The organism is Lentzea sp. CA-135723 (assembly GCF_050936595.1).
Classification (GTDB): Bacteria; Actinomycetota; Actinomycetes; order Mycobacteriales; family Pseudonocardiaceae; genus Lentzea.
Window position 1 is genome coordinate 816,884 of sequence record NZ_JBNJMK010000002.1, and the last position, 13,177, is coordinate 830,060.

General features: G+C 65.0%; 10 protein-coding genes and 1 pseudogene. 5 read left to right on the forward strand and 6 right to left on the reverse strand.

All coding sequences use genetic code 11. The features are described 5' to 3' along the window. Positions 1-8: 8 nt before the first annotated feature. Complete coding sequence (locus tag ACQEU1_RS39645) at positions 9-170, reverse strand: ArsR/SmtB family transcription factor (protein WP_433214126.1); 162 nt, start codon at positions 168-170, stop codon at positions 9-11. Between the two features lie 10 nt (positions 171-180). On the opposite strand from ACQEU1_RS39645, the pseudogene arsB reads away from it, so the two are divergent. Further along, positions 181-937 (forward strand): annotated as a pseudogene (gene arsB / locus ACQEU1_RS39650) (ACR3 family arsenite efflux transporter); the annotation flags it as partial. A gap of 252 nt (positions 938-1,189) precedes the next feature. Here the strand turns inward: arsB and ACQEU1_RS39655 are convergent. From ACQEU1_RS39655 to ACQEU1_RS39670, 4 genes are all read right to left on the reverse strand, one after another. Then, positions 1,190-2,599 (reverse strand): DUF1996 domain-containing protein, encoded by a 1,410-nt coding sequence (locus ACQEU1_RS39655; RefSeq protein WP_433214129.1) that lies wholly within the window; start codon positions 2,597-2,599, stop codon positions 1,190-1,192. A gap of 1,420 nt (positions 2,600-4,019) precedes the next feature. Then, positions 4,020-5,018, reverse strand: coding sequence for a hypothetical protein (locus ACQEU1_RS39660; RefSeq protein WP_433214132.1), 999 nt, complete (start codon positions 5,016-5,018; stop codon positions 4,020-4,022). 364 nt (positions 5,019-5,382) lie between these two features. Beyond that, positions 5,383-5,676 carry a hypothetical protein gene (locus ACQEU1_RS39665; RefSeq protein ID WP_433214135.1) on the reverse strand — a complete coding sequence of 98 codons (294 nt, stop codon included), beginning with the start codon at positions 5,674-5,676 and terminating at the stop codon, positions 5,383-5,385. A 197-nt stretch (positions 5,677-5,873) separates the two neighbouring features. Continuing rightward, positions 5,874-6,632: a TIGR02391 family protein gene (locus ACQEU1_RS39670; protein WP_433214138.1), complete on the reverse strand. Its 759-nt coding sequence runs from the start codon at positions 6,630-6,632 to the stop codon at positions 5,874-5,876. A gap of 412 nt (positions 6,633-7,044) precedes the next feature. Here ACQEU1_RS39670 and ACQEU1_RS39675 point away from each other — a divergent pair, with 412 nt between their 5' ends. Continuing rightward, positions 7,045-10,143: a tetratricopeptide repeat protein gene (locus ACQEU1_RS39675; RefSeq protein WP_433214141.1), complete on the forward strand. Its 3,099-nt coding sequence runs from the start codon at positions 7,045-7,047 to the stop codon at positions 10,141-10,143. A gap of 534 nt (positions 10,144-10,677) precedes the next feature. On the opposite strand, the gene ACQEU1_RS39680 is transcribed toward ACQEU1_RS39675, so the two are convergent. After that, positions 10,678-11,016, reverse strand: coding sequence for a hypothetical protein (locus tag ACQEU1_RS39680; protein ID WP_433214144.1), 339 nt, complete (start codon positions 11,014-11,016; stop codon positions 10,678-10,680). Positions 11,017-11,393: 377 nt separating this feature from the next. On the opposite strand from ACQEU1_RS39680, the gene ACQEU1_RS39685 reads away from it, so the two are divergent. The 3 genes from ACQEU1_RS39685 to ACQEU1_RS39695 all read left to right on the forward strand — a co-directional run bounded on the left by ACQEU1_RS39685 (position 11,394) and on the right by ACQEU1_RS39695 (position 12,881). Then, positions 11,394-12,104 carry a sigma factor-like helix-turn-helix DNA-binding protein gene (locus ACQEU1_RS39685; protein ID WP_433214147.1) on the forward strand — a complete coding sequence of 237 codons (711 nt, stop codon included), beginning with the start codon at positions 11,394-11,396 and terminating at the stop codon, positions 12,102-12,104. Positions 12,105-12,145: 41 nt separating this feature from the next. Beyond that, on the forward strand, positions 12,146-12,337 hold the full coding sequence (locus tag ACQEU1_RS39690) for a hypothetical protein (RefSeq protein ID WP_433214150.1): 192 nt from the start codon (positions 12,146-12,148) through the stop codon (positions 12,335-12,337). Between the two features lie 343 nt (positions 12,338-12,680). Next, positions 12,681-12,881, forward strand: coding sequence for a hypothetical protein (locus ACQEU1_RS39695; RefSeq protein WP_433214153.1), 201 nt, complete (start codon positions 12,681-12,683; stop codon positions 12,879-12,881). Positions 12,882-13,177 lie beyond the last annotated feature (296 nt).

Below are 13,177 nucleotides of genomic sequence, written 5' to 3' on the forward strand. Positions count from 1 at the left end.
GGAGTCGGTCAGGGTGTGGGGGAGGTTGGCACGCTGATGACGTTGGTCAGGGCGGAGACCGTCTCGGGGACCAGGCGGTAGTACACCCAGGTTCCGCGACGCTCGGACTCGACGAGTCCGTTGTCGCGCAGGACTTTGATGTGGTGGCTGATGGTGGGCTGGCTCGCCAAGGCCCGCTAAGACAAGCTCGACACCGTCACCCGCGACCGTCGCACCATGCTGTTGTCGTTGGTGCTCAACTGGATCCTCGGCCCGGCACTGATGTTCGCGCTCGCGTGGCTCTTCCTAGCCGACCTGCCCGAGCACCGCACGGGCCTCATCATCGTCGGCCTCGCCCGCTGCATCACCATGGTCATCATCTGGAACGAAACCTCGCGTGCGGCGCCCGCAAAGCCGCCGCCGTACTCGTCGCACTCAACTCCGGGTTCCAGGTCGTCATGTTCGGCGTGATCGGCTGGTTCTACCTCGACCTGCTGCCCGGCTGGCTCGGCCTCTACACCACGTCCGTGTACTTCTCGGCGTGGGAGATCGCCAAGTCCGTCCTGATCTTCCTGGGCATCCCCCTGCCGGCCGGCTACCTGAGCCGCAAGCTGGGGGAGAGGTCCCGCGGCCACGACTGGTACGAGTCGAAGTTCCTGCCGCGGGTCGGCCCGATCGCCTTGTACGGCTTGCTGTTCACGATCGCCATCCTGTTCGCGCTGCAGGGCGAGACCATCACGAACCAGCCGCTCGACGTCGTCCGGATCGCGCTGCCGCTGCTGGTCTACTTCGCGCTCATGTGGGCGGGGTCGTACGCACTCGGCAAGGCCGCGGGCCTCTCGTACGACCGCACCACCACGCTGGCGTTCACCGCGTGTTCGGCGTGACCTCGGGTCAAGCGCTCGCGGGCGTGGTAGGGCCCTTGATCGAGGTGCCGGTCCTTGTCGGGCTCGTTTAGCTCAGTCTCTGGCTACGGCGCCGACAGGCGGTGCGTCGCCGATGACGTCCGCGCTGGATTGCCTGCCGTCGTGGTAGATCACGTGATGAAGCGCTTCCGGGGTTGCCACTACTGTCCAAGGTGGAGGTTGGTCTGGCGACCCCTCAATCAGGTCGGCACAGGGCATGAAACGCACCGTCGCCGATTTTGCAGCAACGAAAATCCCCGTTGCCGCAGGAGGCGGCAGCGGGGATTCCACTTACCCGAACACTCTCACTCGCGGCACTTCTTGCCGGTGTTCACGCAGTTGACCAGGCGGTTCATGATCTTCTGCGACATCACGTTCGCGAAGTCGTCGTGGTCTGTGAGCGGGTTGTGTTCCTCCTCCGGGAACGAGTCGACCGAGTACAGGCGCGCTTGCTGGACGTCCCTGGGGATGTTGTACGTCAGGGAGATCCGCAGCTGCGGAACGGCCTTGAAGCCCTTCTTGCACTTGCCGTTCCGGTCCGGGAAGACGATGTGATCGCGGTGGTTGGCGGAGTCGATGTTCTTGCCGTCCCAGCAGCTCGGGAAGTCGTGGATGCGCTTGACCTTCGAGCCCTGCGGGCAGATCGGGTACTTGTCGATCAGGACCTTGTCCTCGAAGCCGGAGCAGGTCCAGGACGCCTTGGCGTTCTTCGGGCCGTTCTGGCCGGCCTTGGCATCGCCGTAGAGCACGCGCAGGAACTTCGGCATCGCGACGACCTTGCCGGTCGGCGAACCGCGGAACTGGAGGTCGACGACTTCTGGGCGCTGGATCTCGCCCTCGTTGCCCGGCAGCTCGTTGTTCGCGTTCTCCTCGACGTTGTTCTGGTTCTTCTTGTTCTCGGTGCCCTCGGCCTGGGCGTTGTCGCTGTTCTCGCCGCCGTTCTCGAGGCCCTTGTTGTTCTGGTCCTTCACCTTGCAGGGCGCGAGCTGCTTCAGCTCGGGCGCCTGCTGGTTCAGCCTGCGGAAGGCGATCTCCATGCGGTCCAGCACCGCGACGCGCTTGTCTTTCAGCGGGCCGAGAATCGCGTTCTGCACGAAGTTCGGACCGCCCTGGCCCTGTGACGAGGCAATGCGCTTGTCGGCCTCGTCCATCTGCTGCTCGATGTTCTCCAGCTCGCGACTGATCTCGGCCTGGGCCTTGTCGGGGACGTCTTCAGGCAACGCGGAGGCGACGTCAGGGCATTCGACGGTGGGCGCGGTCTTGTCGGCCTTGTCCTTGTCCTGCTGTGCCTTGTCGTCTTTCTTCGGTGGTGTCTTCCCCTCGTCGTCCTCGGCCTTGTTGATGCGGATGACGGGCCAGAAGTAGGCGGACTTGTCACCGTTCTTACAGGTCGTGCCAGCCTTCTGCAGCGACTTGTTGTTCGAGTCCGCGTTCGTCGACAGGTTGCCGACGTAGTCGTGCAAGTGCTGCGCACCGTTGCGGACACCGGGCTGCGCGATGAAGTTGTCCGGGTTGAAGTGCCCGTTCTCGTTCCGCCCGCAGTCGACGGTGAACGTACCCGTGGTGGCGTCGTTCTCCGGCTTCGGTTTCTTGACGTTCGGCTTCACCTTGGTGATGTCGACGAACAAGCCTTTGTCCAGGGCGCCGTCGGCAAGCGCCGTGCCGTCGGTCGAACCGACAGCCACCACCGCTGCGCCGCCAGCGACCAGTGCCATCGCGGCTGCGGCAGCGGTCAGCCAGATCGTGGATTTCCTGCGGTGAAAAGCCATTTGCCACCTCGTGTAGTCCGATAAAACGGCGTGGTGAAGCTTGCGGCGGTTAGCCGTGTTGTTAGGGTTTAGCTTTGGGGCGCGGTTAGTGTGACCGGGGTCTTCTAGTGTTCGTATTATTTTTGGGTCGCGATATTATTTGCATTCAGGGCGTAGGCCTTGTCGTGAGCCACGTGGAGTCGGTTGGTGAAGAACGAGTCGGACCCATCGCCGTTGGCCCTGTTCATCTCGGCGAGCCAGTCCTTCTGTTCGTCGGTGGCCTTCTGCGGCAACGTGACTCCGAGCAGTGCGCCCGCCCGATTCGCCACGTTGTCCAGCAGGGTGTGCCCCTCGACGAGGTGCTTGCCGGCCGCCTGGATCTTCGGCTGGTCCGGCGGTTTGGCCTTGCCTCTCTCGTCGGCTGGCTTCTCCCGCAGCTCGGCCTGCTTGACCCCGGTTCATGAAGTGCTGGCCAGCCGGTCCGGGCGGGCCCCACTCGGCCTGCGCGACCTCGTCACCACCGGGCGGCGGGGTCCAGGTGGTGTGGAGGGGCTGGCAGCCTGACCAGATGCGCTCCCTGGTGTCGAGCAGCACGGCCGGCGCGGCGGCCGTCGGCGCGACGATGAGTCGCGTCGGCGTCGCCAAGTCTGTGGGGAGTCGCACGAACTGAACTACGAACCTAGGTAGTAGTTCGCCTCAATCCGAGACTTGAGAGTTACTTAAAAGTTATACAATTCGGCGCGCCCCAGGTCTGGCATCGAGACCTCAAGTCCTGAGCGCGAGCGCACGTCTTGAGTGTTGGGGACTCGTTCATCGAGAGGTGAGCGAGTTTGCCCCAAGCGCGCGTTCGGGGTTCTGCGGGACGTATCGCGGGCGGTCGTGGCTCCTGCGGCCACCGGTTGGTCGATCGTCTACTTGGCACTGTCGGGCCGGTCACCGTGACCGCGCCGGCGGGCAACGTGACGGGGTCGACGAACGTGAGTTCGGCTTGCCGTGGGGTGCCGGGGATCGCTGCTTTCGAGCTCGGTGTTCCCCGAGGTGGCACGGCGGCCGGGCCGAGGCCTCGACGGCGAGCCGCAGCGCTGCGGTCACTTGCCGGAAGTTCAACGAGTTGTCTTATGCTTGGTTGGGGTGTTCAGGCTGCGCGGCGCTTGCTGGCCGGGCGCCGCCGCACGCGTCGTCGGGCACGAGGCTGTTCGGCGTGCAGGTGGCCTGGGCTGCCCGAGTCACCTCCCGCAGGAGAGGGCACGAAGGACGTACGTGCGCTGATCAGTTTCGTTGCGGCGGCGGAAAGGCTCTGGACTGGTACAGCCGCGTGTTCTGGTGTCGCGTCTTCGTGCTTGGTTCGGCTAGTACGGGGATCAGCCATGGCTGACGATCATGCTGTTTAGAAGGGCGGATCGTCCCAGGGAGTCTTGACGGTGGCTCGGGGCAACGCAGCTGTGGGAAGCGGCAGGTTCGTCACGACGAACAAGTCCAGGATGTCGTTACGGTCCATGAAGATGATCGACCGCCGTTGGGTGGCGTCGAGCTTGTTGCCGAGCCAGGCCCGAGCCTGTTTGGTGATCTCTCCGCCTGCGACGATGAAGGCGTGGTCGACCAGGACGCGCTTGCTGATCTCGGGGTCGAAGATCTCGTGTCCAAGCATCATCAGGACCTGGTTGTAGATCTCGGCGACGTTGGCGTTGCTCGTCCTGGTGGCGCCGGCGGCGTCCAGCTTGTCCTTCTTTGCCTGTAGCCCGAAGTACAGCACGTGCTGGGTCGGCAGGATGAACTTCATCCAGACGTCCTTGCCGTACTCAAGGGCTTTGTCCTTATGCCCGGCCGCGGTGACGCGGTGGAAGCCGAGCTGGCGGAACAGTGGCAACAGGATCTCCTCGATCAGGTCGTCCTCACTGGCCGTGTCGAGGTAGGCGGCGAGCTGCTCTCGGCGTTCGACTTCTGCGGCCGAGAAGGGTCGGTGCGGGTTGCGTTCGGGGGCTGTTGTGGTGTTGGTAGCGAGGTGGCGGAGGTAGCAGCGCTTGTCTGGGGCGTAGTACGCCTCGAAGCCCTCCCTGGCCAACGCGGCGTTCAGCATGCTCAACGCGCCCGATCGGTGCTCATCGTCGTTCAGAGTGTCGCCAGGATCCATCAGCAGCGCGATCACTTGGGCGAACGACGCGGGCACAGTTCCGGTGCCAGTGTGGGGCTCGTCCAGGATCTTCTCCAGCGTGTCGGCTACCCACCACTGCCGGGTTGAGCCGTCGTGCTCGTAGTCGGTATCGGCGTCAGCGAAGAACTCGGTGAGGAAAGAACTGCTGCGGTACGGGAAGTGTGACGACTCGTGGGAATAGTTCCCGCAGATCATGTCGGCGATCTGCATCAAGGTTCGTCGCTTGAACTTCATCTCGGTCTCCTGCTCGCCTGTAACGGTTGCACCTGGTCTCAGCCGTGCACAGCGTGAGACTGTCGAGAGCAGGGATGTAAGGCGGGAGTTCCGCTCAGTCGACCGCGCGCGAGACGCGCGCTTTCGCGATGTACGCGGTGTTCCAGGTGAAGTGCGACGATCAGCGCAAGCGCAGCGGATACCGCGGGCCACAGCAGGCGATCCCATGAGGCGACGGCCAAGTGGACGACCGCCACGGCGAGAAATACCGCCGCCAATGCCCGTAGCACCCCCGGCTGGTGCTTGATCCCGGTGCTCATACCGGCCGTATCGGGCCTTGATGTGCATCCGTTAACGAGGGCGTCGCCCGGCTTGGCGGCTGGTCTCACATGCCGGGCTGGGTGCCGCTGAGCACGGCCTCCAAGCTCGGGCGGCTGGCCGAGCGCGCGACGCGAGGGATCGTCATTGGTGCGCGCATGGGGCGTTCCAGAAGCCCACGGGCCCACATCGCGTCGCTGTACGGGGTGTGAAGCCACACCGCGCGCACGACCATGCCGTTCTTGCGGAATTCGTCTCGGATGATCTGCCCGCCGTCGAAGGTGGCTTCGTCGTGTCCCCACCCGTGCTCAATGGCCCACTGCAGTACGTCAGGCCTGCGATCGGTGTGCGGAGCAGGCATTCTGCCTCCTACTATGCGGTGACGCACCAGATGCGTCACCTTGTGCGTTACATGATGCGTCACGCTGTTCTAGGCCTCAAGAGCCGCTTCGTCACTATTGGGCGTCAGGTCGTGCTCGAGGTCGGCGCTTCGTGAAGGTCGCACTCGTCGACCCATCGCGCCAGCAAGCTCACGACTGCAAGCCGCTCAAGAGCGGCCTATTCGTCGAGTTCGCTGGTGCTGTGTGCGGCGTTGTTGCGGATCGTCATCTGGATGCCGGGGGCGAGGAACCGCAGGCCGGCGTTCATCGTGATGACGTCTTGGTGTGTCGGGTCGCCCGGCCAGCGAAGTCGCGGTTTACCCGGCTCTGGTTCCTTGTTGGAGAAGATCTCCTGCCACAGTGCCGTGGCGGCCAGGTCATTGCGCTTCGTGCGGGTCTTCACCATCGCGACGACCGACTCGGCCGCACCGGCCACTGCCTCCCGGAAGTGACCATCGCGCCATAGCCGCGCGGCCGCGCCCCAGACCAGGGGATGCATCGCCGCTGCGCCGACCGTCGGGGGAAGCTCAGCTTCAGACTCAAGAATCAAGCCGTCGAGTCTGCCCAGCGCCTGGTCGCAGGCCCCAAGGACGTCGGGAGCTTCCAGCACCGGCTTTGGCTGCGTGATCGTCTGCCAGGCCGCGAACGGGTCGATGACGCCCACGCCCTGCACCCGAATTGCGATGTTGGTCAGCGGGACCGCGGCCCCGGCCAGCCCGGACAGCCGTGACACCTTCGTCCGGCGCCGCTCGATCTCGTCCGGATCGGCGTCATCACGCGGAAACACCGCCGGTGCGATCCCGCGGGCGATGCCTCCCCAGCCGCCGGAGCCTTCGTTGCGCACGTGCAACTCGAGGAACTCGACCAGTGCGACGCGGAACTCCAGCACCGCCGCGGCGATCGACCTCAGGTACTCGGGGTTCTTGCGCGCTTCCACCTGAGGATCGTGTCATGCCTTTGCACATCACGTGAGTACCGTCACGACCTCTGTGAAGGCTGGCTGGCTGTAGGTTCTCGCCGCGGATGACATATTGATCTTGTGTGACCTGCGCGTTCCAAGGTGTCTCACGGCGTTGGCGCCATGATCAGTCTCAGTTGCCTGTGGCGCACGGAGAGGTACTCGCGGATCGCCATGCGCCTCGGCCATGACCGCGCGCTAACGCGACCTGACCCGGCTTCTCAAGAACGCGCGGGACTGCGAGGCGCTCGTTGACGCCGGCCAGAGTTACACCGCTCGTTGAACAGCCCGTGCCAGTTCAACGAGTGGAATTGCGTCCGCCCGTCGAGCTGGGTGGTTCAGTTGCGTGGTGGTTGGTTACGCGGGCGGGGGTGTTCGCGACAGTGGTGGTGTGAAGCGGTTGTGGGCGTTCCGGGTGTGGCATGGCGTGGTGTCGGTGCTGGTGGCGGCCGGGGTGGGTGTGGCGACGAACCTGGCCACAGACGCGTTCTCTTGGGCGTTGAGCTCTGGTCTGGTGGCGTTGGTGCTGGTGCAGGCGGGGTTGTCGGTGTGGCAGGCGGTGGAGGACCAGCGGGACCGGCGGAATGCCCGTGACGAGTTGTTGGGGTTGTTGCGGCCGCCGTTGCCGCCGCCTCCGGTGTCCGACAAGTTCCCGGCGGAGCGGGACTGTTCGGTGCTCGGGGTGGGTGCGGTGGTCGGGTGGGTGACGGCGCCGTTCACACCTACGCCATTGTGGGGTCGCAGCAGGGTGCGCGATCGTCTGGTGGCCTGGTGCATCGCCTCGGGGGCGGGAGCGGATGTGGTGCGGATGGTGATAGGTCCGGCGGGGGTGGGCAAGAGCCGCCTCGCCTTGGCCGTTGCCGAGGCGTTGCCGGCGGGCTGGGCGGCGGGTCGTCTAACCGATAACGCGGCGGGTCTGGTGGAGCGGATCGTGGCCGCAGGGGATCGCACGCTGGTAATCGTCGACGACGCCGAAAGAGTTGCGGCATCCGCTGTGGAGACCCTGGTTACCGGTGCCGTGCGGCACCCGGACCTGATCCGTGTGTTGTTGCTGGCGCGCACTGATGCCGCCCTGCGGTTGCTGTCCGACGAAGTACGGCCTCGCCTGGCTGTCGGGGAGGTTGTCGGTCCGGTGGGTGAGGCCGGGGACCGGCAGCGGTGGTTCATCGAGGCGTCGCGGGCCTACGCGCACGCGTGGCGTGTGCCCGCGCCGGATCTGCCCGACCGGCCGGTCGGCACCGACGGGGACACCCCGTTGGTGTTGCACGCGCGTGCCCTGCTGGCTGTGTTGGGCCGCAGCGGCATCCGAACCTGGTCGCTGACCGACCTTATGACCGAACTGGTGAGCCTGGAGCAGCGCTCCTGGCAGTCCGATCTGCGCCGGTTGCCGGCGGGATGCGATACCGAGCTGCTGGCCGAGGCGTTGACTGTGTTGCTGCTGTTGCCCGCATCGGGCGTGGAAGAGGCAGCTGAACTGCTGCGTCGGGTACCCCAGTTCTCCCACGACACCGCACGGGAGTCCCGGGTTGCCCTGGCTCGCTGGGCACGCCGCCGCTACCCGCCCGGTCCTGACCATCGCTTGGGCCTACAGCCGCACCTGGCCGGCGAGCGACTCGTGCTTGACACCCTCACTCGGACGCCGAACTTGCTCCGCGACGAGGACATCCCCGCCGCGGCATCGGTGCTGACCTTTGCCTACGCCTCGTTCCCAGACGCGCTCGACCACCTCATCGCCCTGCTCGCCCGCCGACCGGATCCACTGCCGGACGCTCTAACTTCCGTCCTCGCCACCGGCGTCACCGGCCACCATCTCGACCACGCCCTTGCCTCTCTGATCAACCCTCACTGCATCGACGTTGACCTGCGCACACGCCTCATCGCACTCGACCACACCACAGCGCTACCCCACCTGCGCCTTGCCTTGACCCGCCTCCGCCTCAAGCACTTCCAACTGCTGCTAGCAGCCGACCCTGGGCGTTACCGCCCCGACCTCGCCCAGTCGCTGCACGATCTCGCGGTCAACCTGTGGGCCTTGGGGTGGTACCGGGAGGCTTTGGCCGCTGCTGAGGAGGCGGTCGGGATCCGGCGGCAGTTGGTCGAAGCCGAGCCCGACCGGTACCGCCCCGACCTCGCCCAGTCCCTGAATGGTCTCGGCCGCAGCCTGGAGAAGTTGGGGCGGCATCGGGAGGCTTTGGCCGCTGCTGAGGAGGCGGTCGGGATCTGGCGGCAGTTGGTCGAAGCCGAGCCCGACCGGTACCGCCCCGACCTCGCCCAGTCCCTGCACCGGCTCGGCCGCAGCCTGATGGAGTTGGGGCGGCATCGCGAGGGCATGGGCGCCACTGAGGAGGCGGTCGGGATCTGGCGGCAGTTGGTCGAAGCCGAGCCCGACCGGTACCGCCCCGACCTCGCCCTGTCCCTGAACAACCTCGGGTCCAGCCTGTGGGAGTTGGGGTGGCATCGCGAGGGCATGGGCGCCGCTGAGGAGGCGGTCGGGATCTGGCGGCAGTTGGTCGAAGCCGAGCCCGACCGGTACCGCCCCGACCTCGCCCTGTCCCTGAACAACCTCGGGTCCAGCCTGTGGGAGTTGGGGTGGCATCGCGAGGGCATGGGCGCCGCTGAGGAGGCGGTCGGGATCTGGCGGCAGTTGGTCGAAGCCGAGCCCGACCGGTACCGCCCCGATCTCGCCCTGTCCCTGCATAACCTTGTGACGCACCTGTGGGCCTTGGGGCGACATCGTGAGGCTTTAGCCGCTGCTGGAGAGGCGGTCGGGATCCGGCGGCAGTTGGTCGAAGCCGAGCCCCACCGGCACCGCCCCGACCTCGCCCTGTTCCTGAACGGCCTCGGGTCGAGCCTGTGGGAGTTGGGGCGGCATCGTGAGGCTTTGGAGGCCACTGAGGAGGCGGTCGGGATCCGGCGGCAGTTGGTCGAAGCCGAGCCCGACCGGCACCGCCCCGACCTCGCCCAGTCCCTGAACGGCCTCGGGTCCAGCCTGTGGGAGTTGGGGCGGCATCGTGAGGCTTTGGAGGCCACTGAGGAGGCGGTCGGGATCCGGCGGCAGTTGGTCGAAGCCGAGCCCGACCGGCACCGCCCCGACCTCGCCCACTCGCTGCACAACCTTGGGGGGCACCTGCGGGAGTTGGGGCGGCATCGTGAGGCTTTGGAGGCCACCGAGGAGGCGGTCGGGATCCGGCGGCAGTTGGTCGAAGCCGAGCCCGACCGGCACCGCCCCGACCTCGCCCACTCGCTGCACGGCCTCAGCACGCTGTTGTTCGAGGCGGAGGACGTCGACAACGCACTAAGTGTCTTTGGCGAAGCGCTGACTGTGTGGAGAGCCTGCGCCGAACAAGATCCGCAGCAGTACGAAGCGCATTACCGACGTGAACTGGCGCGCCTACGAAAGAGATTGGATCTTCGAGGCCGCCACGATGAAGCAGCAGCTCTCGATCTCGGCGCGTCAGACATACCCGATCGGCATGCACGAGAAGAATGATCAATCCCACTTTTCGTGGCACTAATGCCATCTCGGTACCAAGATCTTTGGGAAAGTGTCATCGAAATTGGAACCCTGCATACTCCTGAGTTGCCGGTTGTAGGGTCTCGCTGCGGATGACATGTTGATCTTCTGAGACCTGATCGCTTCCGAGTTGTCTCAGGGCGATGTCACCATGATCAGTCTCAGTTGTAGTGGCGCTTCTTCAGGTGCCGGTGCCCCTCAGTGGTCACCACTGCAGGGGGTCGGTGTGTCAACCCAAACCCGACTGCAGGTGGGTTCCTCGTTCCCACCAGTTCGGTCATCCTTGCGCTAGAAACACGCGGATCACTCGTGTGGCTCGGACTTTAGGTCCCAAGCCAGCTCATTTTGAGCAACACGCACCTGGCCGACATCGACATGCCTGCTCGTCCGCGTGCTGCACGGGGGCGCCAACGGTCGGCTGCGTGCCGCCTGTAGGGGCAGCAGGCTCCGTAGTGTTCCGCAGGAGCGTCGACACCGCGTCGTTCACTATGTCCCATTCGCAGACGCGGTCTAGCCGAGACGGCGCCCTCTCCATTTGCGGTAGACGACCCGACCGGCCGCCGTAATGACCCCAATTCCGAGAAGCCCACTACCGGTCGCGAACCCTGGCGTCAGCTCGCCATCAAGCACCAACGCGATGGTGATCACGCTGATGATCGCTACAACCAGGCTGGCCGTTAGCAGCAAGCGGCTGGTTGTCCGGCCTGCCCCCTCGAGCACGGCGATCGCGTTCTCCGTCTTTTCCTTCTCGCTGATCGCGTACTGCAGCGTCTCGAGCAGCGTCGGCGGTCGCGTCGCGACTTTCGGCGCGATGCCCTGCTTAGCGGTCGTCCTCTTGCTCTTCCGCACGGTCCTCCCCGTCCTCTTCGGTGGCCATACACCTCAAGGTCTATGCACGTGCCCCACGCTTGGATGACGGGGATACGATGCCTCAGAGTGAGGTTTATGTTTGCAAACACCTGTGTTGGATCATCATCACCACGATGGATGCGACATAGATCTAAGGCAGGCCCCGAGGAAACCTGACACCAACTCGCAGGCCCGCAACTGTCGTACGATCCTCAGGACAACGAGATGAGCGTGATCCTCATGGCACCATGCGCGAGGGGGCGGCCCCAGACGGTGCGGTCCAGCTGCGAAGTGCTTGGTCTGGGGGATGGACGCCCACGCATGACCGACTCACGGGCCGGCGAAGTAAGTCAATGCATCGCGGCGAGGTCGTCACGATGACGGGTGAGGCGGACGCTGCAGGAAAGCCCGAAATCGCGCACGCCGACCGGCTAGCCGCAGATGCCGAGCTGTGCGCACGATTCCGCGCTTCCCGGTGCCAGTGCACGGAGTTCCGGGAGTGGGCCAGAAACCTTCTTGTGTCGACCAAGCAACTCCTGATCGCATGGTGCAAGCGCGGCTTGATGTTCAAGAAGTCGCAGGCGACCCCTTGGCCGCGATCCGGAAGCGTCCGCACTTGGGACCCCGAGGAGCTGAGCAGCCTAGTCAACGAGGTCCAGGCGCGGGCATTCAGATTGCTCCGCGACCGGGGGATCAACGGCGGCCTCTGGGATCCCGCTAAGGGCGCGTCGCTGCGCGGCTACTTCCTGAACGGCTGCGTATTGGTGTTTGCAGGTAGATGGAAGACGTGGGCCCGCCACCACGAGGCGTGGTCACAGCTGGAGATGCACGAGAACATCTCCGTGCACGCCGATATCGAACTGGAGGACAGCACCAGCTACGAGTTCGACGCCCTGAGCCTTATGGGACTGCTTCGAAGAAAGTTAACAAACGAGCAGTTCGATGTCTTGGCCATGGCGGCGGAAGGCTACACGAACACTGAGATGTCCGAGATCCTCGGACGCACGCCGAACACTATCGCCGCCCGGCTGTTGCGGGCCCGGAAGGCCGCGAAGAAACACATCGACGAGTGCAGAGGGGAGCTGTAGCTGTGGGCGCTTTTAGGAATGATCGCGACATCCTCGATGAGATGGATGTCAACGCGGACCTCGATGAGATGGACGTCAACGAAGATCTCGTGCAGATGGGCGTCGGCGAGCTGATTGAGCGCTCCTCGCTTGGCGCCGACGCAGCTGCGTCTTACCGTGCGCGTGCGACCGCGGAGGACTACGCGCAGGCCGACCTCGTACTGGACCTAGTTGACGAGCTTGACAGAGAGTGACAACAAAGGTCGTGACACCGAAGCCATCCGCGTCCAATGGCAACTGGACGACCTCGGCACGCACCATAAGGCTGACCAGCCACCTCGGGATGCACCAGGCGTAGGGTCTCAGCGCTCGCTGCATGTCAATCTTGTTTGGCCTGCAGCTCCTCGCACGTGAACGCCCGCTTCTGCGGCTCTGCCTCGGCCACGTGCACCGCACTGTTGACCTCGGTGACGACCTGCACCGGATGAGTGCCGAAGCGCCGCTCGCACTCCGCCGCCCAACCGTAGGCGGGATCGGTGATGAACGCGCAAACGTCCGCACCGCGCCCTGATAACCACGCAAGGTCAAGCTCGCCAGATGGTGAACAGTGCGCAGATCCGCGAACCACTCATCCGCGAGCTGGTGGCTCCACCACCACGGATAGGCACCGGCGTGCTCGAAGAACCGCCGTACCACGCGCACGCCGCGCTCGATCGACGACGGCTTCAGGTTGCGCGCGAGCTGCTGGTTGCCCCAGCCCTGCAGCATCGCTGCGAACACCTGCTCCTCCGCGTGTAGCAGGGGCACTCCGCGGACCAGGTGCATTCCCACCGAGCCTGGAAGCTCTTCGCCGTTGTCCACACGCCCCCTCTCACATTCGCATTCAATGCGAGAATTTCGCATCGAATGCAGAGAAGCGCAGGGCGGCGCGCCATGAACCGAGTAGCTGGGCGTCTGACAGCGCGCTGCGCTACGGTCCCGCCGTGCACAGACACACTGTTCTTGCCAGCGCGTTCCTGACCTCGTCTTTCGTCGCATCACGGCGACGCGTGATCGCATCTGATGAGAACAGGACCTGGTCCCATTGGTCGTGC